We start from the raw sequence: 16,885 nt of genomic DNA on the forward strand, positions 1-16,885 counted from the left end.
GACGGTTTCGTGATCGCATGGCGGACGCAACCGCGTGGTGCCTGTCACGGGCGATCGCCCGGCCCCGGATTGAGCAGCACGACGAACGCGAGGATGCTGGAGATCAGCGTGACGATCGAGTACCTGAACACCTCCTCGTCGAACAGCATCCCGTGAACGATGCCGACCAGCGACGCAATCGCGATGAACACGCAGAGCGTCGCGAGCACGATGCGGTACTGCTTGTGGATCATGACGGTCTCCCGGAAAGCGGTGGACGTCGACGGTCGTACGAATGCGAAACGCGCCGGTTGCGGCGGTTTTCGCGACGTCCGCCGATTCATGATGGCGTCGCGCCTGGTTGCGCGGTTGATCTGCGTCAACGGACAAAATCGGCCATCGCCTGCCCGACGGCCTCCGCCGCCAGCCCGCCTTTGATTGATCCTCGTCAACCCGCCCGCGCGGCCGTGCGTGATGCTGTACACGGTGCCGCACGCGCTCGCTCGCATGCTTTGCGGCCGGCACGGGCCGACGGGAGACCGACATGAAATCCGATGCAGTACTCAAGCAGGATGTCGAGCAGGCGTTGTTCTGGAATCCGGCGATCGATGCACGCAGGATCGACGTCGAGGTGCGCGACCGGATCGTGACATTGCGCGGCACGGTCGACAGCTGGGCCCAGAAGCTCGAGGCGCAGAAAGCGGCACTGCATATCGCCGATGCGCGCGCGCTCGTGCTCGAACTGACTGTCGCCCCGCCGGAGAACGCGTGCGCGGACCAGGAACTGGCGATCGCGATCACCTTCGCGCTCGGATGGCAGGAGGCGTTGCGCGATCACAAGATCAGCGTCGAGGTCGATCACGGCTGCGTGACGCTCGATGGCGAAGTCGATCATGCGTATCAGAGCCGGGCGGCGGAGGCGATGGTGAGCCGGATGATCGGCGTCGTCGGCGTGGCGAACCGCATCCGGGTGCGTGCCGACCGCACGGTGCCGGACGTCGGCGCACGGATCGCCGAGGCGCTTGCGCGCCGCGCGCACCGTGAATCCGCGGGAATCTCGATCGACGCGGCCGACGGCGTTGTCACGCTGACGGGCGCGGTCGCGTCGCTGGCGGAAAAGCGTGCCGCGTGCGGCGCGGCGGCGTCGGTCAGGGGCGTGCGCGAAGTCGTCGACCGGCTGACCGTAGCCTGACCGGCTTGCACGTGCGGTCTACTACCAGGAGAAACAGCGATGAAGCGTTCGCATACCGGCCCCAGCCGAAATTATCTGCGCCGCGACAAGCGCATGCAGCCGCATACGAAGGACAGTTACCGTGATCCGAAGCGGCCGACAGGTGACCACGTCTGCGAAGGTTGCGGCGCGGTCTGCGACGCGGGCCGCTGGACATGGTCCGCGACCGCGCTCGACCGGCGCCAACTCGAATGCCCGGCCTGCAAGCGAATGCGGGAAAACGTGCCAGCGGGCGAACTGGTGTTGCACGGCGAGTATCTGCGAGCGCACCGCTCGACGATTCTCAAGTTGCTCGAGCATCAGGCCGATCTGGAGACGAGCGAGCATGCACTCGAACGCATCATGGACATCGAGAAATCCGCCGAATCGCTCATTGTTCGAACGACGGGCGTACACATGGTCCGCCGCCTCGGTGAAGCGCTGCTGCGTGCGCACCACGGCGATCTCGCGATCAACTACCGCGACGGCGACGACGTGCTGCGCGCACACTGGACGCGCGGTGAAGCGTGAGCGGGTGGTCGTCAGCCGGGCAGGTTCGATCCCATGAAGAAATCATTCGACTACTCCGGGTTGCTGATCCCGATCGCGTTCGCCGTGCTGGTCGCGTTCCAACTGCTGGCGCGTCAGCCGGCGGCGACGTCGATTTCGTACAGCGATTTTCACCGCTTGGTGGAAGCACGGCTCGTCGACGAACTCGAGATCGGCCAATCGTCGATCTCGGGCACGCTGCGCATGCCGGCGGCCGGCGCCGCGCTCCCCGCGTCCGACGCGGCAGAGGTGAAGGAGTTAGGGCCGCCGTGGCGCTTCACGACGAACCGGGTGAGCGACGAAGGCCTGGTCGCTGCGCTGACGCATGCCGGGATTCGCTACCGCGGCGCGACGGATACGGGTTGGATCGAGACGCTCGCGGCATGGATCTTCCCGTTGATCGGCTTCGTCGTGATCTGGAATTTCATGATGCGAAGGCCGGGCGGAATGAGGGACCTGAACGGCATGGGCAAAAGCCGCGCCCGCGTGTACATGCAGAAGGAAACCGGCATTACGTTCGACGATATCGCGGGTATCGACGAAGCGAAGGCCGAACTGCAACAGATCGTAGCGTTCCTGCGGAACCCCGAACGCTACCAGCGGCTCGGCGGCAAGATCCCGAAGGGCGTGTTGATCGTCGGCGCGCCCGGCACCGGCAAGACGCTGCTGGCACGTGCGGTCGCCGGCGAGGCAGCGGTGCCGTTCTTCACGATCAGCGGTTCGGCGTTCGTCGAGATGTTCGTCGGCGTCGGCGCGGCGCGAGTGCGCGATCTGTTCGAGCAGGCCCAGCAGAGCGCGCCGTGCATCGTGTTCATCGACGAGCTCGATGCGCTTGGCAAGGCGCGCGGCGTCGGTCTGATGTCGGGCAACGACGAGCGCGAACAGACGCTGAACCAGCTACTCGTCGAGATGGACGGCTTCCAGGCTAATTCGGGCGTTATCATCATGGCCGCGACCAATCGGCCCGAGATTCTCGATCCCGCGTTGCTGCGCCCCGGGCGCTTCGATCGGCACATCGCGATCGACCGGCCGGACCTGACCGGACGCAAGCAGATCTTGGCCGTGCATACGAAGCGCGTGAAACTCGCGCCGGAAGTCGACCTGACCGAGCTGGCGCAGCGCACGCCCGGCTTCGTCGGCGCCGATCTCGCGAACGTCGTCAACGAAGCCGCGTTGCATGCGGCCGAACTGGGCAAGCCCGCGATCGGGATGGCCGATTTCGACGAAGCCATCGATCGCGCGATGACCGGCATGGAGCGCAAGAGCCGCGTGATGAACGAACAGGAAAAGCGGACCATCGCATACCACGAATCGGGGCATGCGCTGGTCGCGCAAAGTCGCGCGCACTGCGACCCCGTGAAGAAGGTGTCGATCATTCCGCGCGGGATCGCGGCACTCGGTTACACGCAGCAGGTGCCGACCGAGGATCGCTACGTGCTGCGCAAAAGCGAACTGCTCGACCGGCTCGACGTGTTGCTCGGCGGACGCGTGGCCGAGGAAATCGCGTTCGGCGACGTGTCGACCGGCGCGCAGAACGATCTCGAGCGGGCGACCGCGCTGGCGCGTCACATGGTAATGCAGTACGGGATGAGCGAGGAAGTCGGCCTCGCGACGCTCGACGACGGCGCCCGCCAGGGCGGCGCGCCGGGCGTGTGGACGCCGGGCGACGGCCATTGCAGCGAGCACACGGCGCAACTGATCGACGAAGAGGTGCGCGCGCTGCTCGACGATGCGCATGCACGGGTCACGGCGACGCTCGTCGAGCACCGCGATGCCCTTGAACGGATCGCGCTCAGCTTGCTGCAGCGCGAATCCGTCGATCACGACATGCTGGTGGCACTCATCGCGCCGCCGGACGATGCCGACGTGCCGCCCCGGCTGGCGGAAGCCGACACGTAAACGACCGCGGGCGTCTCCACCTGAAGAAGCGAACACCACGATCGCGCCGGAGGCCTGCCACCGGCGATCGTGGCGTTCAACAGCCGATGCACACCGGGCCGTCGCGCCGCGCGAGCGCCGCGTCATCGGCCACGACTGAGGCGAGCCGCGGATCGGGCCGGAAGACAGTGATGCCCTTGAGCCCGTCGCGCCACGCCTGGAAGAACAACGCGTCGACCTCTGCGAGCGAACACTGGCCGGGCATCGTCACGGTCTTCGAGATGCCGGCGTCGACGCATGGCTGCAGGGCCGCGAGCATCGCGACATGATCCGCCGGCGCGATTTCCGCGGCCGTGACGAAATAGTCCGGCAGCTTGACGTTCTCACCATGCAGTTCGCGGAACAGCCGGGAAGCGTGATTCTCCGCCAGAAACGGCCGGATCTGCCCGTTGGCGGTGCGGACCATGCGACGCTGCTGCCAGCCGACGGCCGGTTCGATCCCGTTCGAACAATTGTCGCAGAATGCGAGGCTCACGCTGCCGGTCGGCGCGAACGACAGCAGATGGCTGTTGCGCAGCCCATGCCGCGCGATCGCGTGATGCACTTTCAGCGGCAACGGCGTGAGATACGCGGGGCCGGCCAAGTAGGCGGCCGGGTCGTAGGCCGGAAAAACGCCGCGCTCAGCAGCCAGCGCGGCCGATGCGGCAAATGCATGCTCGCGCATCCTCAGCACGATCCCGCGTGCGAACGTGCGTGCTTCCACGCTGTCGTAGCGCAGCTGCAGCATCGTCAATGCGTCGGCAAGCCCGGTCACGCCGACCCCGATGCGCCGTGTCCGCCGCGCCTCACACTCGTGCGCGGCGAGCGGCCACGCGGTCAGGTCGAGCACATTGTCTAGCATGCGGACTTGGACGCGCACCGCGTCGGCGAGCATCGCGAAGTCGAAGCGCGGCATCTCGTCGATACTGAACGGGTGGAGCACGAAGCGCGACAGGTCGATCGGCCCCAGCACGCAACTGCCGTACGGCGGAAGCGGCTGTTCACCGCACGGGTTCGTCGCGTCGATCCGCTCGTGCTCGCGCAGCGGATTCGCGTCGCGGATCGTGTCGAGGAACAGCAGGCCGGGTTCGGCACTGTCGCGAGCGGCCTTAATGATCTCATGCCAGAGCGTTCGGGCCGAAGCCATTGCGTGTAGGTAACGCCCGTCAGGTAGCCTCGGTGGTGCGCCGGATGCGCAGCGCGGTGGCGCATGATGGACGAGCGCCCACGGTAGGTCGTACCGGACCGCCTCCATGAACGCGTCCGTGACGCCGACCGACATGTTGAACGTCGGCCAGCGCAATCGTCCGCGCTTCGCGGTGACGAACGCAACCAGATCCGGATGATCGCAGCGCAACACGCCCATTTGCGCCCCCCGACGAGGGCCGGTGAACGGCAGTGCCTGGCACATGGCGTCGAATCGGTCGATCGCTGCGCATGCACCGCGCCCGGACGACTGGTGCCGTTCGTATGCGTCGGCGGGCGGGACCGGCGAGAAGTCGTAACCGATTCCGCCGCCCATCAATAACGTGACCCGTGCATCGGCGAGCGCATGCTCGAGCGCCGTGTCGACCGCCTGCACGGGGGCGTCGGCAGGAATCGCGAGCGGGTGGACGAAGCAGTTGATCATCGTCCTGCCATTGTCCGCGCCGGCATTGGCGAGGATGCGGCCCGCGCCGATCGCGCCGCGCTGTAGGTTAACGAAGAACGCGCGCTCCACCTGCGCACGTCGCTCGGCCGGCTCGGCAAGCGACAGGGCATGGGCGACGCGATGGAACACGTCCGCGCGAGACGCCTCGCCGGGTTGCGCATAGCGTTCGGCGAATACGGTGTTGCAAAGCGGCTGCTCGTCCATGGCGGGGCCCGGCAACGACGAATGATTCACTGTAGAAGCCTGCCGGGATGTGTCATTGATCGAGCGCAACCGGGCGCCTTCACGGCGTCGCTTGACACCGATCAACGCCGCGACCGGCATCGAACGTAAGGTGGAGTCACGGCCGACACGCAGAGGTTACCGCGATTCGCAGCGCCTGCCATCGACTGCAAACCACGCACCATGACCGACATCGTTACCGTTACCTTGAACCCGGCCGTCGATGTCGCGACGTCCGTCGAGCGCATCGTCGATACACACAAGCTGCGCTGTGCACGGCCGCGGCGCGACCCCGGCGGAGGCGGAATCAACGTCGCCCGAACCATTCACCGCCTAGGGGGCGACTGCGTCGCGCTGTACCTCGCAGGCGGGCCGACCGGCGACGTATTGGCGCTGCTGCTTGAAGCCGAGCGCCTGCCGGCGGTGCGCATCCGGATCGGCGGCGAGACGCGCGAGAACGTGTGCGTAACCGAAACCGCGACCGGGCGCGAATACCGCTTCCTGATGCCGGGGCCGTTGGTCTCCGAGGCCGAGTGGTGCGACTGCGCAATCCGCATCGACGCCATGCAACCGCCGCCGCGCTATCTCGTGTTGAGCGGCAGCCTGCCGCCCGGTGCACCAGACGACCTGTATGCGACGCTCGCGCGGACTGCCAAGGCAAGGGGCAGCCGGGTGATCATCGATGCGGCGGGGCGGGCGCTGCAAGTTGCTCTTGAGGCCGGCGTTCATCTCGTGAAGCCCAGTCTCGGGGAACTGAGTGCGTTGGCCGGCGAATCGCTCGACGACACGTCGGCATGCCGGAAGGCAAGCGAACTCGTGGCGCGAGGACAAGCCGAAATTGTCGCTTTGACGCTCGGTGCGCGCGGCGCATGGGTCGTCACGCGCGACGGCGCGCTGCGCCTGCCCGGCAGGCAGGCAGCGGTATGCAGCACGGTCGGCGCTGGCGACAGTTTCGTCGGCGGCATGGTCTGGGCGCTGGCGCGAGGCGTCCCGTTCGACGAAGCGTGCCGCTATGCGCTGGCGGCTTCAGCCGCTTCAGTCGAGCATCCGGGGACGGCGCTGTGCACGCGCGACGACGTGGAGCGGATTCACGCCGAACTGTTGCGCGAGCAAGCTGACGACCAGACGGGCTGATGTGTGCGAGATCGCGTCGATGCGCGATCAATCGTTGATCTGGCTCAGCGGTTTTCGTGCCGCGATCGCGAAAAATGGGGCAGCCAATCCACGAGATCCACCATGGCCTTTCGCCTGATCGCCTGTCTGTTCCTGTCGTCGTGTATGCCACCGGCCTGCTCCGCCGACGTCGCGACCGTCGATTCGCCATCGCCGCGTGTGCTGATCCTCGTCTACCACCGGTTCGCCACTGCGCGCCTGGATTCAATGACGGTGCGTACCGAGACGTTGCGCAACCAGCTGCAGGCGATCGAGGCGAACGGATACCGTGTCGTACCGCTCGCCGATGTCGTGCGCTGGCATGGCGGCCAGGCCGATGCCGTGCCGGCGCGAGCGGTCGCGATCACCGTCGACGACGGCCATCGCTCCGTCTACGAGGTGCTGCGCCCATTGCTGGCTGCACATCCGATGCCGGTTACGCTGTTCATCTATCCGTCGGCCATCTCCAACGCTAGCTATGCGATGACATGGGACCAGCTGCGCATGCTTGGGCAGTCCGGCGGGTTCGACATCGAATCCCACACGTACTGGCATCCGAACTTCCGCACCGAGCGCGCCCGACTTACGCCGGACGACTACCAGCGCTTCGTGTCGTTCCAGTTGATCCGTTCGCGCGCACGGCTCGAGTCCGAAATCGGCCGGCCGGTCCGGATGCTGGCCTGGCCGTTCGGCGTCCATGATGCGCAGACCGACCAGATCGCCGTTCGAGAAGGCTACGTCGCGGCATTTACGCTCGACGCGCGCCCCGTTCGTATCACCGACCCTGCAATGGCGCTGCCGCGCTATATGATGACCGACGCCTGCGACATACGATGCATGAACGGATTGCTGAGAACCGCCGGGGGGAAGCTGTGATCGAACGCCTGATCGTCTGTCTGCTCGTGTCGCTCGCCGGATTCTCCGCCCGGGCGGCGCCCGTCACGATCACCGTCGTCGATGCGACGAACGGGCACCCGCTGGCCGGCGCGATCGGCCACGCGTCTGGCGCGAACCGGACCGCCGATCGCGACGGCGCGTTTTCACTGGAGATCGATGCGGCTGGTACACGCCTGAGCGTGCGGGCGCCGGGCTACGCGCGAACCGAAGTCACGCTGGCACCCACCGAGGGCGCACAGACGATCCGCATGACGCCGGTGCGTCCGAAAGCCGTCTACCTGTCCGCTTACGGCGTCGCGGACCGCACGCTGCGCGAGGCGGCAGTGTCCCTCCAGGACAAGACGGCGATCAACGCGCTCGTCATCGACGTGAAGGGCGACAGTGGCGCGACGCCGTATCGCAGCCTGGCGCGTGAGATCTCCGGCGCCGCGAACAATGTCGCCGGCGCCATCGTTCGCCCACCCGATTTGCCGGACCTGCTGCGGACTTTTCATGCGCGCGGTCTTTACCTGATTGCCCGCATCGTCGTGTTCAAGGATGACCCGCTGGCTCGCGCTCATCCCGAATGGGCCGTGCGCGATGCGGCCGGCGAGGTCTGGCAGGACCGCGAGCATCAACGCTGGATCGACCCGACGTCGCGCGCGGCCTGGCAACACAACTATGACGTCGCCGAAGAGGCCGCCCGAATGGGCTTCGACGAAATCCAGTTCGACTACCTGCGGTTTCCCGACGCCAACGGTCTCCGGTTCGCCGAGCCAAATACCGAGGCCAACCGGGTTGCGGCGATCGCCGGATTCCTGACCGGCGCGCGCGAACGGCTGCGGCCGTACAACCTCTACATGTCGGCCGACATTTTTGGGTACGTCTGCTGGAACGCCGACGACACCGCGATCGGGCAACGGCTCGACGCGCTCGGACCGGTCGTCGACTATGTGTCGCCGATGCTGTATCCGTCCGGCTTCACGTGGGGCCTGCCCGGCTGCCGGAAGCCGACCGAGCATCCGGGCGAGATCGTGTCGCGGTCGCTGGCCGAGGCAAAGCGCCGTACCGGGCTAGGCGGGGTCCGGTTTCGCCCGTGGCTCCAGGCGTTCCGCGACTATGCGTTCGATCGTCGGCCGTTCGATGCCGACGAGATCCGCGCACAGGTCGACGCGGCCGATGCGGAGGGCACAGACGGCTGGATGCTGTGGAATCCGCGCAATCGCTACGATCCTGCCGCGTTGCCGCGCTGAGCAGCAGGTGCGGACCGGTGCGAGCGTGCAGGAGTCGAATCGATCATGCCGTGGAATGCCGAGCGTTATCCGCCTTCGATGCGGAGTCTGCCGCAGCCGGTTCGCGACAAGGCGATCGATATCGCTAATGCGCTGCTGCGGCAGGGACGTACCGAGGGTAGCGCGATTCGTATCGCGATTGAGCAGGCGAAACGCTGGGGGCGTGCGCGTGGCGTCTTTGGGGGGAAGGTGACGGGTGACTGAGCGACGGCCTTGCCGTCGATACTAGGCGATACATCGTGCCGGGCATTCCCGTCCGGTCATCGCCGGATGCAATTGAGCGGCCAGGACGCAGGCGATCAGCATGGCGACGACCGCAATGCCGTGTACCGGGTTGCGCAGGCACGACGAGACCTGTTCGCTCCTCCCCACACCGAACAGGCACCACAGGCAGAAGTGCTCACAGTTGTTCGTGAGTAGCCGGTATTGGCATTCGCCGAGGCGCGATGCCGCGCGGCGCGCTGCTTCCGTTCCGTCGTATAGCGTGCGCGTGTGACGAATGACCGCGAACCCGAAACCGGCATGGAAGCCGTCAAGGGTGACGACTTCGACCGGACCGCCGCTCGCATGGCGGGACCATCCCGCGTAGTGAATCACGTCGCCGTCGCCGATATAGATCCCGTGATGCAGATAGCCAGGGCGGCGGGTCACGAGGTGAGCACCGACCGGCGGCTCGCCATCCAGCATCGCGTCGTCGGCGTGCACTGCGGTCGGGTCAATCATCGCCAACTCCTCGGTCCTGCGGCGGCGGGGCGGAAGAGCCGCGCGCCGGCCGCGAAACACGTTGCGTCCTGTCACGTCTCCAGTATTGACAGTTGAGCCGCGTGGAACAATCAGCGTGGCCTGAGCTTGCTGTCCGATGTCGTGGCGTCGTGTCGGAAATTTCCGACGAGCCATGCAATATCGGCTGACACCTGTCACGGACAATTGCGCAGGCCGTGTGCCATTTCACCGGTTTTGGGCTTGCCGCGCAGTTTCGTTCGGCTTCCGCGGCAACGCGCTTGATTTGAGTCAATGGGAAATCGACGTTCCGCGCGACGCTGGCGATATCGCCGATACACATGGACGTCGTCGCGGCACGCACGGGGTTTCGCGATCGGACGCGGGCATCGTGACCGTGCGTACTCAATCAGGAGAGTGAAGATGTGGACCGGAACCATGACGATGCTGCTTGCAGCCTGCTTGCTGACGGTCGGCGCGAACGCACTGGCTGAAACGTCGACCGAGCCGATCGAGCGCAACGGTGTCGCGTATATCACCGGCGGAATCGGCCAGGACGAGATCATCGCGTTTCGTGACGTCGCCCCTCGATACAACTTGCGGATCATGTTCGCATCGAAGGCCGGCCACTATCTGTCCGACGTCGACGTCACATTGTCGTCCGGCAAGTCGACGCTTCTCGACGTACACACGAACGGCCCGTTCCTGTTCGCTCGCGTGCCGCCTGGGCGGTACACCGTATCCGCGCACGATAGGGCAGTCCAGGAAGTCCGGCACGTCGTCGTCCCGGCGCGTGGCGGCGTCGAGGTGCTTTTTTACTGGCGCAATGCTGAGGGGCAGGGTGCGATGCGCCTGTGCAAGTGGTGCCCCCTGTCGCAGCGGCAACCAGCCCGCTAGCCGCACGTTCGATCATGACCTGCGAACAGGGCCGAACTGACGATGCCGCAGCCGGTCGCGGATCTTGATGTCGTCGACCGGCGGACATCCGTTCGCAGGTCGACTCCGCAGATGCTGCCGGCACGAAGGAATGGCTACAGTGGAACACGCTCGATTGCGACGATGTCGCTGCGCTGCCGTGCTGACCGGCGCGCTAGTGTTCGCGCTTGTATCGGCTGATGCGCAAGCGGATGCCGACGCGGCCATGGCGCCGCAGCAGGCCGCCGCGATCGATGAAGCGATCGCCGCCGAGATCGTCGACGGCCATCTTGCCGGCGCGGTGGTCGTGACGGGCGACGCCGACGGCGTGCGGGTGCGCGTCGCGCGCGGCCTGCGCGTGACGGGCGAGCACGCCGAGGCGATGACGGTCAATACCGTCTTCGATCTTGCGTCGCTGACGAAGCCGGTGGCGACGGCGGTCGCGACCATGCAACTCGCGGAACGCGGCATGCTGAGCCTCGACGCGCCGGCCGCGCGCTACTGGCCTGCGTTCGGTGCGCACGGCAAGGCCGGCATCACGATCCGCCAGTTGCTCGCGCATGTGTCGGGGTTGCCGGTCGGTGTGTCGTCGTCCCGGGCGCTGCGCAGTCGTGCCGCCGTGCTCGCCGACATCGTCGCAATGACACCCGGTGCGCCGGCCGGCACACAGGTGCGCTACAGCGACGTCAACTACGTGGTTCTTGGCGAGATCGTCGAGCGCATTTCGCACCGGCCGCTCGACGTGTGGTGCGCCGCACATGTGTTCGGGCCGCTCGGGATGGCGAGCACCGCGTTCCGGCCACCGGCGCCGCTGTTCGCGCGCGTGGCGCCCACCACCGTTCGCGATGGCCATCTGCTCCGGGGCAGCGTCCACGACCCCCTCGCGGCCGCGATGGGCGGCGTTGCCGGCAATGCAGGTCTGTTCGCGAGTGCGGACGATCTGGCGCGCTTCGCGCGCATGCTGATGAACGGCGGCGCGCTCGGCGCGGTGCGTGTGCTGGCGCGCCGCAGCATCGCCGCGCTCGAGACGCCGGCCTCGCTCGACGCGCAAGGCGATCTGCACACGCCAGGCTGGGCGGTCGGGCCGCCGCTCACCGCGAACCGCTACCGGCTGCCGCCGGTCGGCGCGCTCCAACACCTCGGCTACACGGGCACGGCGCTGTGGATCGATCTCGTGACGCACCGCTTCGCGATCGTGCTCACGAGCCGGCTGTATCCCGACGAAGCCGGTACGGCGATGCCATTGCGCTCGCTCGTGCTCGGCATCGTATCGAGCGAAGCCGCGCCCGTGTCGTCGTCTCGGATTGCGACGCGCGTGCCCGCGATGGCGGCGGCCGTCGCGCAGGTCGCCCGGTTGCCGGTATCGCGCGGGCCGGTGCTGGCCGGCATCGACGTGCTCTCTGCGCGCGGCTTCGCAGCCGTCGCAGGCAAGCGCATTGCGCTCGTCACGAACCGCAGCGGCTTCGACCGGTTCGGACGGCGCACGGTCGACCTGCTCGCACAGGCGCCGGGCGCGCGCCTCGTCGCGCTGTTCGCGCCCGAGCATGGGCTCGGCACCGACGTCGACGAGAAGTTCGGCGACACGATCGACGTCGCGACCGGTCTGGTCATTCACAGCCTGTACGGCGACCGCCGCAGGATCGCGCCCGCGCTGCTCGCCGATGTCGACATGCTGGTGCTAGACCTGCAGGACGCAGGTGTACGCTTCTTCACGTACCTGGCTACCCTCGGTTACGCGCTCGAGGCCGGCGCCGCCGCGCATCGTCCGGTGCTCGTGCTCGACCGCCCGGACCCGCTGGGCGGCGATACGTTCGGCGGCCCCATGGCCGATGCCGGAGCGGCCACGTTCACCGGTTATTACCCGTTGCCGCTCCAGCCCGGCATGACGCTCGGCGAACTGGCGCGGCTGTTCAACGACCGCCTGCACATCGGCGCGGCTCTGACCGTGGTGCCGATGGCGAACTACGCGCGCGCGATGCGCTTCGGCGATACCGGACTCGGTTGGCTGGCCCTATCGCCGAACCTGCGCGATGGCGCCGCGTTGTCGCTGTACCCGGAGACCGGGCTCATCGAGGGAGCGGAAGTCAGTGTCGGACGCGGCACCGAGACACCGTTCGGCGTGGTAGGCGCGCCGTGGATCGACGGGCGCATCCTTGCGGACGACCTTCGTGCGATGCGGCTGGCCGCGACGTTCTCGCCGGTTCGCTTCGTCCCGGCGGAGGGGCCGTATCACGGCACGGTGTGCGAAGGGGTGCGCATCGAACTGCCGCCCGGCGCGGCGCGGCCGGGCGAGGTCGGGCTGGCACTCGCACTGGCGTTGCACCGACGTTATCCGGCGCGGTTCCGGATCGAAGCTATCCGCGCATCGGTCGGCTCGCGCGAGGTGGCGGACATGCTGGAGGCGGGGCGGTCGATTGATGAGATAGAACGTGTCGTCGATGCGCAAAATGCCGCGTTCGCCCGCGAGCGAGGGGCGTTTTTGATTTACTGACATCGATGCAGCAACGCAGAAATCCGCACGCGGTCCACCACGAAACATCGACACTATGCAGTCGAGCATCAAAGAATCCAGAAAACGCCAACGGTTGCTCATCCTCGCTACAGCTGGAATCTCAATACCTAGCGTGTTAAGCGAGATTAACCTTTTGAGTTAGATCAATTGCGTCACCCGAGCGTCGATGCACTATCGTCAGAAAAACTTACTCGAGGTTAACATGAACTGGTATCACTCGATCGAGAAAGAATTAACGCATGTGAGAAATGCGATTCAAATTCTCGAAGAGACGCGAGAACAGTTTCCGCTCGGAACAGTAATCAGCGAGCCGAGTTACTGGCGCGCGAGACTTCACGCTATCCGCGACATTGCTGAGCGCTACAACTATCCGGGACTTAAAAACCAAGCAAACGAGTTGCTTACACACGTCGAAGAGCTTGGCGTTAGGGGGCGACGTTAGGTAGCATTCAACGAAAGAAGCCCAGAGCCGGCATCCGAGGCCGAACTATCACCCGTGGACGTATGCAAGCGTGCAATAGAGTTCGGAACAGACGCGATCTGTGCAGTACCGGTTCCGGACTAGCGTGTTCTGCGACCGAAATTTTGTGCGCCATCTCTCTGTTGCTCTAAGCTGCCATCGTGTTGCAAATTGGCAAGGACACATCTGGCAACGCGGCTGCCCTCGGATCACTATTCGTATTTGATGCCGTGCTCGGCATCGCTTCAGAATAGCGAACCGGTGCTGGGCTCGGTGCACCAAAACAAAATCTTGAGCCTACTGCGCGCGTTTTCCGTGATGGCCGATAGATGCGCGTGCCTGCGGCCGATCTAGTTCGTTTAGCTCTCAGGGCCGCGGCGCCTGCACACATGTGTAAGACAACGAGCCTCGTGATAGGGAATCAATCCAGCCGAACCAGCGAGTCAGTACCCGTTTAGGCTCGGTTTGACGGAACAGTCTATGCCAGCTCGCGTGTCGAATCCGTCCGGGCGTCTGGCATGGTCACGACGACGGGTTCACTTACTTCCGCCACGCCGTCGAACTCGGATTGCGCGCAACGAGCTCCGAACAGCATGCGCTGCCCGTCGCAGTGAGGGGCATTGGACATTAACGGCCTTTTGCTTTGCCCCCCGTTCGTTGCCGGCCCCGACTGCAAGCGCTACGTTGACGTGGGTCAACCCAGGCCGGGTCGCCGCGCCTACCCTGAACTCAAATCGCATGTGTCGCCGCGGGGGCACACGCGTATCGTCCACGCAGGGGGCAACTGGAGCCTGACCATGTACATTGGAAGTATCTGTACGCAGCCGGTGGAATCGTGCACGGCCGAATGCAGTGCGTTTGAACTGGCTGGGATTATGCGGCATACGCACGTTGGCGATGTCGTCGTGATTGAATACCGAAACGGAGGAGCCATTCCCATCGGGCTGGTAACCGACCGCGACCTAGTGATTGAGGTGATGGCGCGCGGCGACGATCCGGCTAATGTGAAAGCGGGTCAGATTATGTCGCGCGGCCTAGTCGTCGTGTCCGACGCTGACGAAATAGGTGTCGCGCTCGACGAAATGCATCGGTCGGGGGTTCGTAGGCTCCCGGTTGTCGACAACGGGGGCAGTCTTGCCGGCATCGTAACGCTCGACGATATCGTGCGGCATCTGGCGGAGTTACTCGATGGCGTTGTCAAAGTTGGCAAGCTGCAGCAGATCGAACGGCAGCGTTTCCGATCCTGATACTACTGACGTGGTACCTGATGCGGCTGTCCGGACGCTGGTTCGCGGGCTACACCGCGATTACGTTCGAAAATTGGCAAGCAACGTTGGTCAGGACACGCGGCTCAGGTATGCTGCAGCACCGAAATCGATTTGCATATTGGGGACAGGACGATGTCCGCCGCGCGAATCAGTTAAATTGCGCCTTCGCCAAACCGTTTTTTGAGATGAAATTTGTGCGGCGCCCCATTGCACAAATGCCGTGGGCGCTCGACGAGATAACCAAGATCCCGCAGCCATCGGTCTGCGGAAAGACTGCTTGAGCACGGTCGGCAGCGTGCCGATTCCGCGCGCTGATAGCCGATACGATTTTCGCCGGCCGCTTTCTGCCGAAGGCGTGACGAGCTTCGTTTTAGCTCGATTGGTAAACCGCTTATCAACGACAAGATAGGTACTGAATTGGTGCTAAAATTGATGCTCGAATGCATCACGGGAGTCATCATGCGTACCACCGTCACCGTTGACGATACTCTCTACGCGCGCGCTCTAGAACTCGCCGAGCCGGGCATGGCGCCGGCCGACCTATTCCGCGCCGCACTGGAAACGTTCGTGCGTGTCCAAGCCGGCCATCGCCTTGCCGCGCTTGGCGGGCGGGCCCCCGACATGCCTGACGTGCCACGCCGCCACCAGGAGTCAGCTACCCGATGAGCGTTCTGGTCGATACGTCCGTTTGGGTCGAGCATTTCCGACGGCCGCTACCGGCGCTCATCCAATTGCTCCGCGTCGACGACGTTTTGACGCATCCGCTAGTGATGCTCGAGCTCACGTGCGGGACGCCGCCCGAACCGCGGGCCCAAACGTTGGGAGACCTCGCGCTTTTGCGCCAAACGCGCCTCGCGACGCCAGGGGAAGTAGCGGACTGGATCGAGCGGGAACGGCTGTACGGGCGCGGATGCGGTGCGGTGGATTGCACGTTGCTGGCATCAGCGCTATTGACCCCTAGCACTTGGCTCTGGACGCGCGATCGGCGCCTCGCGCAACTGGCAGAGCAATTCGGAGTTCACTACGTACCGCCTGACATGCATTGAGCGAAGCCGTCGCCGGTAGGGAAGCCGTCTTTAGTCGCCGAGCTTCTCGAAACCGAACTCACGGCAAATATGCTCCATGCGCAGATCAGGTGGTCAGCGTCGGGATGATCCTAGGACGATGATCCGGATGCTGCGTGAGCACGCGCGAAAACGAAGTCAATCATATCGACCTGGCGCCTGCTGCCCAGTGTGCAGGAAATCCAACCGCACATATGACAGGTCCGCAGCAGTCAGCATCGAACGTGGCCAGCTGGCTTGCGCAGCGGCGACATCTGGTCGCCGTGGCCCGAGGAGCTGAATCGCCGCGTGACCGACGCCGTGTCGTCCTGGCATTTCGCACCGACCGGGCAGGCGCGCGACAACCTGCTGAGAGAGGAGGTGCCGACCGGGTCCGTCTCGCTGACCGGCAATACCGTGATCGATGCGTTGCACGAGGTCAAGCGCATGCTGGATTGCACGACTGCGCTGTCGGACAAGATCGCCGCCTGCTTCCCGTTTCTCGACCCGTCGCGCGCGTGGTGCTGATAACCGGGCATCGCCGCGAAAGTTTCGGCGAACCGTTTCGGCATTTCTGCGACGCGCTGTGCACGCTGGCGAACCGCTATCGAGACGCGCAGTTCGTCTATCCGTTGCACCTGAACCCGAACGTGAGAGAGCCGGCACGTGCCCGGCTCGACGGCGTGCCCAACATCTACCTGATCGAGCCACAGGAATATCTGTCGTTCGTGTTCCTGATGTCACGCGCGCATTTCATCATCACGGATTCGGGCGGCATTCAGGAAGAAGGGCCGGCGCTCGGCAAACCGGTGCTCGTCACGCGCGAGACGACCGAGCGGCCCGAAGCGATTCAGGTCGGCACCGCACGGCTCGTCGGTACTGATCGGGACAGGATCGTGTGGGAGGCGTCGCGGCTATTCGACAGTGAACGCGCATACGAGGAAATGTCGCGCGCGAGCAATCCGTACGGCGACGGCCATGCGAGCGACCGGATCGTTCACGCGCTGAGGCGTCCGTCCGAGGTGCCCAGGAAGACGACGAGTTTCTCGATAGGCAGCGCGGAGACGCCGTTCAACGCGCTCTCGCTCGGGTTGCAGGCGTTGCGCTCGCGGTGAGCAG

At 65.3% G+C, this 16,885-nt stretch carries 17 protein-coding genes and 1 pseudogene; 15 read left to right on the forward strand and 3 right to left on the reverse strand.

The annotated features are described in order from the left end of the window. Nucleotides 1–44: 44 nt before the first annotated feature. Nucleotides 45–233 (reverse strand): DUF2964 family protein, encoded by a 189-nt coding sequence (locus tag WS57_RS24695; RefSeq protein ID WP_059505352.1) that lies wholly within the window; start codon nucleotides 231–233, stop codon nucleotides 45–47. 290 nt (nucleotides 234–523) lie between these two features. Between WS57_RS24695 and WS57_RS24700 the strand changes: the two genes are divergently transcribed. Genes WS57_RS24700 through ftsH form a run of 3 tightly spaced genes read left to right on the forward strand, consistent with a single transcriptional unit; the run spans nucleotide 524 to nucleotide 3,637 of the window. After that, a complete protein-coding gene (locus tag WS57_RS24700) occupies nucleotides 524–1,171 on the forward strand; it encodes a BON domain-containing protein (RefSeq protein WP_059514559.1) in 648 nt (215 codons plus the stop codon). A 39-nt stretch (nucleotides 1,172–1,210) separates the two neighbouring features. Continuing rightward, on the forward strand, nucleotides 1,211–1,720 hold the full coding sequence (locus WS57_RS24705; protein WP_009689520.1) for a BCAM0308 family protein: 510 nt from the start codon (nucleotides 1,211–1,213) through the stop codon (nucleotides 1,718–1,720). Between the two features lie 33 nt (nucleotides 1,721–1,753). Then, the gene (gene ftsH / locus WS57_RS24710) at nucleotides 1,754–3,637 is read left to right on the forward strand and encodes an ATP-dependent zinc metalloprotease FtsH (RefSeq protein WP_059514561.1); all 1,884 of its coding nucleotides are present in this window, start codon (nucleotides 1,754–1,756) and stop codon (nucleotides 3,635–3,637) included. A gap of 76 nt (nucleotides 3,638–3,713) precedes the next feature. Here ftsH and WS57_RS24715 read toward each other — a convergent pair whose 3' ends face one another. Further along, the gene (locus WS57_RS24715) at nucleotides 3,714–5,510 is read right to left on the reverse strand and encodes an adenosylcobalamin-dependent ribonucleoside-diphosphate reductase (protein ID WP_059514563.1); all 1,797 of its coding nucleotides are present in this window, start codon (nucleotides 5,508–5,510) and stop codon (nucleotides 3,714–3,716) included. A 201-nt stretch (nucleotides 5,511–5,711) separates the two neighbouring features. Between WS57_RS24715 and WS57_RS24720 the strand changes: the two genes are divergently transcribed. The 4 genes from WS57_RS24720 to WS57_RS24735 all read left to right on the forward strand — a co-directional run bounded on the left by WS57_RS24720 (nucleotide 5,712) and on the right by WS57_RS24735 (nucleotide 9,052). Next, nucleotides 5,712–6,662 carry a 1-phosphofructokinase family hexose kinase gene (locus WS57_RS24720; protein WP_009689524.1) on the forward strand — a complete coding sequence of 317 codons (951 nt, stop codon included), beginning with the start codon at nucleotides 5,712–5,714 and terminating at the stop codon, nucleotides 6,660–6,662. A gap of 102 nt (nucleotides 6,663–6,764) precedes the next feature. Continuing rightward, on the forward strand, nucleotides 6,765–7,556 hold the full coding sequence (locus WS57_RS24725) for a polysaccharide deacetylase family protein (RefSeq protein ID WP_009689525.1): 792 nt from the start codon (nucleotides 6,765–6,767) through the stop codon (nucleotides 7,554–7,556). After that, nucleotides 7,553–8,809, forward strand: coding sequence for a putative glycoside hydrolase (locus WS57_RS24730; RefSeq protein ID WP_009689526.1), 1,257 nt, complete (start codon nucleotides 7,553–7,555; stop codon nucleotides 8,807–8,809). The genes WS57_RS24725 and WS57_RS24730 overlap by 4 nt, the downstream gene beginning before the upstream one ends. A gap of 45 nt (nucleotides 8,810–8,854) precedes the next feature. Next, complete coding sequence (locus tag WS57_RS24735) at nucleotides 8,855–9,052, forward strand: hypothetical protein (RefSeq protein WP_069244944.1); 198 nt, start codon at nucleotides 8,855–8,857, stop codon at nucleotides 9,050–9,052. 21 nt (nucleotides 9,053–9,073) lie between these two features. Here the strand turns inward: WS57_RS24735 and WS57_RS24740 are convergent, their stop codons facing one another. Continuing rightward, nucleotides 9,074–9,571 (reverse strand): lecithin retinol acyltransferase family protein, encoded by a 498-nt coding sequence (locus tag WS57_RS24740; protein ID WP_009689528.1) that lies wholly within the window; start codon nucleotides 9,569–9,571, stop codon nucleotides 9,074–9,076. A gap of 420 nt (nucleotides 9,572–9,991) precedes the next feature. Between WS57_RS24740 and WS57_RS24745 the strand changes: the two genes are divergently transcribed. The 8 genes and pseudogenes from WS57_RS24745 to wecB all read left to right on the forward strand — a co-directional run. After that, on the forward strand, nucleotides 9,992–10,465 hold the full coding sequence (locus WS57_RS24745) for a hypothetical protein (protein WP_009689529.1): 474 nt from the start codon (nucleotides 9,992–9,994) through the stop codon (nucleotides 10,463–10,465). A 130-nt stretch (nucleotides 10,466–10,595) separates the two neighbouring features. Next, on the forward strand, nucleotides 10,596–12,974 hold the full coding sequence (locus WS57_RS24750; protein WP_208610305.1) for an exo-beta-N-acetylmuramidase NamZ domain-containing protein: 2,379 nt from the start codon (nucleotides 10,596–10,598) through the stop codon (nucleotides 12,972–12,974). Nucleotides 12,975–13,197: 223 nt separating this feature from the next. Next, a complete protein-coding gene (locus WS57_RS36195) occupies nucleotides 13,198–13,437 on the forward strand; it encodes a hypothetical protein (protein WP_081056715.1) in 240 nt (79 codons plus the stop codon). Nucleotides 13,438–14,252: 815 nt separating this feature from the next. Then, complete coding sequence (locus WS57_RS24755) at nucleotides 14,253–14,702, forward strand: CBS domain-containing protein (protein WP_059514569.1); 450 nt, start codon at nucleotides 14,253–14,255, stop codon at nucleotides 14,700–14,702. Between the two features lie 20 nt (nucleotides 14,703–14,722). Continuing rightward, on the forward strand, nucleotides 14,723–15,004 hold the full coding sequence (locus tag WS57_RS37260) for a hypothetical protein (protein ID WP_155741123.1): 282 nt from the start codon (nucleotides 14,723–14,725) through the stop codon (nucleotides 15,002–15,004). A gap of 178 nt (nucleotides 15,005–15,182) precedes the next feature. Then, nucleotides 15,183–15,389 (forward strand): DUF2191 domain-containing protein, encoded by a 207-nt coding sequence (locus WS57_RS24760; protein ID WP_059514585.1) that lies wholly within the window; start codon nucleotides 15,183–15,185, stop codon nucleotides 15,387–15,389. Next, nucleotides 15,386–15,769, forward strand: a complete 384-nt coding sequence (locus WS57_RS24765; RefSeq protein ID WP_009689534.1) for a type II toxin-antitoxin system VapC family toxin — start codon at nucleotides 15,386–15,388, stop codon at nucleotides 15,767–15,769. Before WS57_RS24760 ends, WS57_RS24765 begins: the two co-directional genes overlap by 4 nt. Nucleotides 15,770–16,018: 249 nt before the next feature. Next, nucleotides 16,019–16,881 (forward strand): annotated as a pseudogene (gene wecB / locus WS57_RS24770) (non-hydrolyzing UDP-N-acetylglucosamine 2-epimerase); the annotation flags it as partial. Between the last annotated feature and the right edge of the window lie 4 nt (nucleotides 16,882–16,885).

Source organism: Burkholderia pseudomultivorans, from assembly GCF_001718415.1.
GTDB classification, from domain to species: domain Bacteria; phylum Pseudomonadota; class Gammaproteobacteria; order Burkholderiales; family Burkholderiaceae; genus Burkholderia; species Burkholderia pseudomultivorans_A.

Excerpts from the sequence above, each read along its gene's own strand:
- WS57_RS24695 (WP_059505352.1), bottom strand. The coding sequence starts at position 233 with ATGATCCACAAGCAGTACCGCATCGTGCTCGCGACGCTCTGCGTGTTC.
- WS57_RS24700 (WP_059514559.1), top strand. The coding sequence starts at position 524 with ATGAAATCCGATGCAGTACTCAAGCAGGATGTCGAGCAGGCGTTGTTC.
- WS57_RS24705 (WP_009689520.1), top strand. The coding sequence starts at position 1,211 with ATGAAGCGTTCGCATACCGGCCCCAGCCGAAATTATCTGCGCCGCGAC.
- ftsH (WP_059514561.1), top strand. The coding sequence starts at position 1,754 with ATGAAGAAATCATTCGACTACTCCGGGTTGCTGATCCCGATCGCGTTC.
- WS57_RS24715 (WP_059514563.1), bottom strand. The coding sequence starts at position 5,510 with ATGGACGAGCAGCCGCTTTGCAACACCGTATTCGCCGAACGCTATGCG.
- WS57_RS24720 (WP_009689524.1), top strand. The coding sequence starts at position 5,712 with ATGACCGACATCGTTACCGTTACCTTGAACCCGGCCGTCGATGTCGCG.
- WS57_RS24725 (WP_009689525.1), top strand. The coding sequence starts at position 6,765 with ATGGCCTTTCGCCTGATCGCCTGTCTGTTCCTGTCGTCGTGTATGCCA.
- WS57_RS24735 (WP_069244944.1), top strand. The coding sequence starts at position 8,855 with ATGCCGTGGAATGCCGAGCGTTATCCGCCTTCGATGCGGAGTCTGCCG.
- WS57_RS24740 (WP_009689528.1), bottom strand. The coding sequence starts at position 9,571 with ATGATTGACCCGACCGCAGTGCACGCCGACGACGCGATGCTGGATGGC.
- WS57_RS24745 (WP_009689529.1), top strand. The coding sequence starts at position 9,992 with ATGTGGACCGGAACCATGACGATGCTGCTTGCAGCCTGCTTGCTGACG.
- WS57_RS24750 (WP_208610305.1), top strand. The coding sequence starts at position 10,596 with ATGGCTACAGTGGAACACGCTCGATTGCGACGATGTCGCTGCGCTGCC.
- WS57_RS36195 (WP_081056715.1), top strand. The coding sequence starts at position 13,198 with ATGAACTGGTATCACTCGATCGAGAAAGAATTAACGCATGTGAGAAAT.
- WS57_RS24755 (WP_059514569.1), top strand. The coding sequence starts at position 14,253 with ATGTACATTGGAAGTATCTGTACGCAGCCGGTGGAATCGTGCACGGCC.
- WS57_RS37260 (WP_155741123.1), top strand. The coding sequence starts at position 14,723 with ATGCGGCTGTCCGGACGCTGGTTCGCGGGCTACACCGCGATTACGTTC.
- WS57_RS24760 (WP_059514585.1), top strand. The coding sequence starts at position 15,183 with ATGCGTACCACCGTCACCGTTGACGATACTCTCTACGCGCGCGCTCTA.
- WS57_RS24765 (WP_009689534.1), top strand. The coding sequence starts at position 15,386 with ATGAGCGTTCTGGTCGATACGTCCGTTTGGGTCGAGCATTTCCGACGG.